This window comes from Thermotalea metallivorans (assembly GCF_001562415.1).
GTDB classification, from domain to species: domain Bacteria; phylum Bacillota; class Clostridia; order Peptostreptococcales; family Thermotaleaceae; genus Thermotalea; species Thermotalea metallivorans.
This window is the reverse complement of the sequence record NZ_LOEE01000081.1, coordinates 1-5,262: the sequence shown is the minus strand read 5'-3', so window position 1 is coordinate 5,262 and position 5,262 is coordinate 1. Positions and strand designations below refer to the sequence as shown.

The following is a 5,262-nucleotide window of genomic DNA, read 5'->3' as shown; positions in this document are numbered from 1 at the left end:
GATTATAGCACGATGTTTAGAAATTTCAATGCTAGGTGTCACTGATTCATCTGAACAATAAATTTAAAGTTGTCAAAGAACATTCGGGTGGGTTTTTGAACCCTAACCCTATAATTATCTTACAAGGGAGGTAAAAACAAAGAATACAAAGAAGCTCTAGAAGGGGATAAAACTCAAGACATTTTTCATTATAAAAAAATCACACCAGAAGGTTTAATTATTTTAGGGGATCATAAATACAGAAAAATGTTAGAAGTGATTCCTACCAGCTTAGGGTTAAAAAACGTCAATGAACAAGCTATTGTTTGGGAGGAATACAGAAATACAATTGATAGTATTAATGTAGATTGGAGCAAAATTATTCAAACAAGGCTCATGAATATTTCAGAACATATCGAAGAACAAAGAAGATACATTGAAGAATTAAAAGAGAAACATCCAAAATTTTATGATTTTGCAAAACAAACCATTGATAATTTGCAAAATGAATACCAAGAAAAGGGAAAAAGAGATCGGAAATATTTTATCATTCTTAAGATTGATGCCGAGGAATATCATGCTTTAGAAAGCAATTTCAATGTAGATAACCCCTTTGTTGGTGCAGTTGCAAGCAACATAGGAAAAAGCAATAAGCTCAATGATGATGAATTATATAATCTTGCTATTACCGAATTAGATAATGCTCAAAATCTTTTAATTGCTGGTTTGCAAAGGTGTGGGATAATTGCAAGGCCCTGTAATAAGCTAGAGGTACTAGATTATATCAACAATACAATTAATCGTGATTTAGCACAAATCCAGTCTATTGATCTAATGAATAAAGCCGGTGTTTTTAATTTCGTTCCTGTAAGTCAAACAGTAGATCTCTTCTTGGCCAAAGAAATTATTTTAGATGTCATGAAAAAAGAAGAAATAGACCTACAAAATGACTTTCTTTACGAAGATGAAGAAAACGAAAGCGAAATAAATGCTGCAAAAACAGAAGCAGCAGCAGGAGGTGTAAATTAGAGTGCAATTTATTAAAAAAGCAGAAAAAGAAAAAAAATCAATACCTGCTAAGCCTACAAAAGAAAAATCTGATAGAAAACTGTTTTCATTCAAAAACAAGAAAAAGAATGTTGAAAAAGACAACAAAGATTCAGAGTTGGCCAAAGACCTTAATATTTTTTCAAATATTGCTAAAGAAAAGGATGTTTTTTCACCTACCCTCATCCGGGAGGTAGACAAAAAAGATAAAATTCCCTTTGGTAAAAGGAACTTCAATGATTATATGGTTGAGGTAGGAACCACAATCGGATTTAATCGATATTTTCGAAGTTTTTTCGGAAAGATGATGGCAGAGAATACGCACTTTGGTATGTTTGACGACTTATACTTAGGAGGATTCGGCGACGCCGATTGTGATGTAGCTATTCATGTGTCAAGGGCTGATGATAGTAAAACCCGATACTTATTATCTCGAAAAATCGCTGGATTAGAAGCAGATTTGCAAAATGAGAAAGATACTATTAAAATCAAACAATTGCGGGATCAGCTTGCAGAATTACATGGCCAAGAAGAAAGATTAAGAAAAAACATAGAACAACTATATCATGTAAGCATACAAGCAACCGTTAGCAGTGATAGCTTAGAAAAACTAAAAAAATTCAGCAATGCTATGATTAAAAGACTAAGTAACCAAGGGGTATTTTTAAGAAGTGCAGATACTAAACAACTCCCTGCCCTGTTAGCCATGACTCCTTTTGATAATACAAAGCATGATTTTAAGCATACCTTTAAAAATGCAGAAACTAGCAATGTAGCTGATATGTTTCCTTTTGGCTTTGGAAGCATTTCTCACACAACAGGGGTTATCATTGGGGAAGATATATATGGTAAGCCTGTATATTACAACGATCGGCATCCTAGACTGCAAAATTATAACTCTGTAACCTTTGGTGTATCTGGCAGCGGTAAATCCATGAAAACCAAAGTTTTAAATAGCAGAAAAGCATACCAAGGGGACAAAACAAGGACAGGGATTATTGATTTCGAATTGGAAAACAAGGATTGGATTTTAGAATTGGGCTTCCCTTATATTGAATTTTCAACAACGGATTCTTTGTATTCTCTTAATATTTTTCCAATACCTAGAGTTGTTGTATCTAGAAATAGTCAAAAATATGCCGATATAGATGACGCAGTGAATACAGTTTTTGCAGTAGTAACAAAAATGCTTAAAATTGCAACAAATCAGACATTGATGGGAAGCAAGCAGATTCTTTTAAAAGAAGCTATTCAGGATTGTTATAATGTTTGTGGTATTACCTATAATCCAGAAAGCATATATGAAGATTCTAATATGACTGATTCCGGCATATATACTTTAAATAGGCAATTCAAACCAATGCCACAGCTTATAACTCTGTATGAGGTTTTAGGCCAACAAAAATATTCAGAATTACAGGAAGAAAGAAAGATTGTAAAATCATTTACAAAGGCAGGAAACATTAAATCTCAAGCGGTATTTGACTGTCAGACTAATGTCAACTTGCAAGATAATATTATGATTGGCATGAGCGTAAATGGGCTTGATGATGTAATGAAGCCGATCGGACTTTATGTGGCTAGTTCTAATCTCTGGTCTACTTATGAAAGGCTGCCTAAGGCAATAAAAAAAGACATTATTATAGATGAAGCTCAAAATATGATGCAGGAAGATTATGAAGCCACAGTATTAGAAAACTGGTGCAGAATTGCACGAAGAAGAAATATAGGAATTCATCCTATTACACAAGGTTTTGAAGTTTTCCTTAGAAAACAACAAGGATTTGGTATTTTGAAAAATGCTAGTACAAAATTTCTCTTTAGACAAGATGCCCTTGATATTGAAGCAATTGAAGGGAAATTCAATTTACCAGATGGAGCCAAATTGCAGTTGCTTAACTTTGAAGCCGGGGAATGTATTATGATTGTAGGAAATGAAATGATTTTGATGAAAACCAAACCCATGCCGAATGAATACGAATTGTTCTCCACAAATCCCAATGAGGAAGGAGAGGTTTAATGTTAAAATACTTAAAGTTGCATAAACGAAAATTTATACTTATTCTTTTAGCTTTTTTTATTCTTCCTACATTTACTGTTTTTGCTTTGGATCCGAAAGCCCCGAAAAGTTCAATCCAGTTACCAAATATGACAGATGATGAAATAGAAAAAGCTAATGAAGAAGTGGACTTTCCTGAAAAATTTACAAGTTCTCTTATCATGTCTATCCCTAACTGGATTGCAAGAAAGTTAGGATTACTTGACTTGATTCCACTGATATATATGCGTATGCCAAGCCAGCTAGTTACCGAAGGAAAAGTTCCAACCAGTTGGCGACCGCCCGAACAACTAACTTATACAGTTTTTCTACCTGATGAGTTTATTGCCTTGCAGGAAATGAAAAGTATACTAGAAAGCATTACACCATACTTATTAGCAGCAGTTATTGTATGTGCAGGAACAATTCTTCTTATAAAAAGTTCCAGCGGAGGGCAGGAATACGGAAAATCTCTTGCCAAAAACATTATACTAGCAGTTATTATTTTACGGCTAAGCCCATATTTCTTTGAGTTTATTTTTAAGGTAAATAAACTAGGTGTTGATATAGCATGGTCTATGTTAAAAGAGAGTGATAAAGCAGTAAGTTTTCTAGACATGCTTTGGAAACCAAAATCTCAAAACTTAGCATTGGCCATTATTGCCTTTTTAGGTGTAGGCATGATCGGCATTTTAAATTTTCAGTATAACGTAAGAAAACTTATGTTGGCCGTATTGTTTTTTATGACACCAATCGTAGCAATTGTAAGCATTTTCCCAACAGGCAAACGGGCAACGACCACATGGATCAATGAATTGTTCTCAAATGTATTTTTGCAAATGGCCCATGCCTTTACATTAACTTTTTTTATAAGGTTACTGCATTTTAACCCAAATTTTTTCATGGCCATGGCTGGTTTAATTAGCTTAAATGGTATTGCAACACTCATTAGAAGCTTGTGGGGCTTAGATCAATTTTCAACGAAATCTCCTTTGGGTATGGCCGGAAATTTGCTTAATTTAGGTGCTGTTTTAGGTACAGCCAGACTTGTCGGTAGTTTTATGGGAAAATCCAAAGGTATAGCAGGAAGCACAGTCGGTGCTTCTGCTTTTACAAATGATAATGTTCTTGATAATACGCTATCCGATCTGACAAGTGGCTTTGGTACAAAGCCCACATTATCACAACAAGGATATTCGCCAATAGGAAATTTTACTAAAAAAGCTATCGTAGGAACATTTACAGGATTAGGTATGGCAACAACAGCAGTAGCAGGAAGTATGCTAACGGGGGCATTAGGACAAAGCCCATCCGCAGGTGCCATGACGGGTGCTTTGGTAGGTGGAGTTGCAGGTAACAAAGTTTCAAAAGGATCTATTTCTCAAACAGGCAGATTAAAGGAGCTAGGAAAACAGATTATAGAACAGAGAAAACAGGGTAATAGTTTTAAGACAAGTGTAGGCAATGTTTTTAAGGAAAATGCAGGTTTTTATGATCCAACACAGTTTTATGATGTGCAAGAAATGATCGCCATGGGTAAAAATCTTGGTTCTTCTTTAGGTGGTGAAACTGGAGGTAAAGTGGGAGAATTTTTTGGCGAATTAGGAAGCATAAAAAATAAAGCTATTGGTTTTACATCAAAAACATTTGTAGATTATAAAGCAAAAAAAGATGGTATGGCATCAGTAGAAGAAAAATATCCTAGCCTTTTTGAAAAAGGTTTAACTTATAAAACATCTGCTGAAAATCAAGATTATGTTCAAACTTTACAAGAGCAATTAATTAAAGCAAAAAATGATTATGTTTTGCATAAGCAAAAACTAGAAGCATTTAGATTACAAGCAGAACATCTAAGAAATACGGCAGGATCTGGATCTGAAAAATACCAAGAAGCTATGAATAAATACGAGTTGCAAAGCATGGTTACAACAGCAAAAGAAAGAGAATTCAATAGACTCAAACTTCAATCCATGGAAAACCAAATGACAACAGAATTGCAAAAAAGATTACAAAGATTAAAAGCAGATGTAAAAGATAGGGCCTATAAAAATAATGGTTTTGATTAGGGCTATATAGATTTGCGCCCATAGAAATTAACCTTTCTTAATAATTCTCTCTTTGTTTTGGAATAATAAGTAAAACACCAAATCAAAGGAGGATCATTCTATGGGTAGAAAGTGCATTCAAGTAGAAACTCT

Annotated in this window: 3 protein-coding genes; all 3 read left to right on the top strand. The window is 34.2% G+C overall.

Going from position 1 to position 5,262, the window contains the following annotated elements:
• Window positions 1-246 precede the first annotated feature (246 nt).
• The 3 genes from AN619_RS14725 to AN619_RS14715 are packed head-to-tail and all read left to right on the top strand — an operon-like array spanning window position 247 to window position 5,130.
• Window positions 247-1,008: a hypothetical protein gene (locus AN619_RS14725; RefSeq protein ID WP_068558031.1), complete on the top strand. Its 762-nt coding sequence runs from the start codon at window positions 247-249 to the stop codon at window positions 1,006-1,008.
• 1 nt (window position 1,009) lies between these two features.
• On the top strand, window positions 1,010-3,046 hold the full coding sequence (locus AN619_RS14720) for a VirB4 family type IV secretion system protein (RefSeq protein ID WP_068558030.1): 2,037 nt from the start codon (window positions 1,010-1,012) through the stop codon (window positions 3,044-3,046).
• Window positions 3,046-5,130: a glycine zipper family protein gene (locus AN619_RS14715; RefSeq protein WP_068558029.1), complete on the top strand. Its 2,085-nt coding sequence runs from the start codon at window positions 3,046-3,048 to the stop codon at window positions 5,128-5,130. The genes AN619_RS14720 and AN619_RS14715 overlap by 1 nt, the downstream gene beginning before the upstream one ends.
• The last annotated feature ends 132 nt before the right edge of the window (window positions 5,131-5,262 follow it).

Coding starts and splice junctions, on each gene's coding strand:
- AN619_RS14725 (WP_068558031.1), top strand. CDS start 247: ATGTTAGAAGTGATTCCTACCAGCTTAGGGTTAAAAAACGTCAATGAA.
- AN619_RS14715 (WP_068558029.1), top strand. CDS start 3,046: ATGTTAAAATACTTAAAGTTGCATAAACGAAAATTTATACTTATTCTT.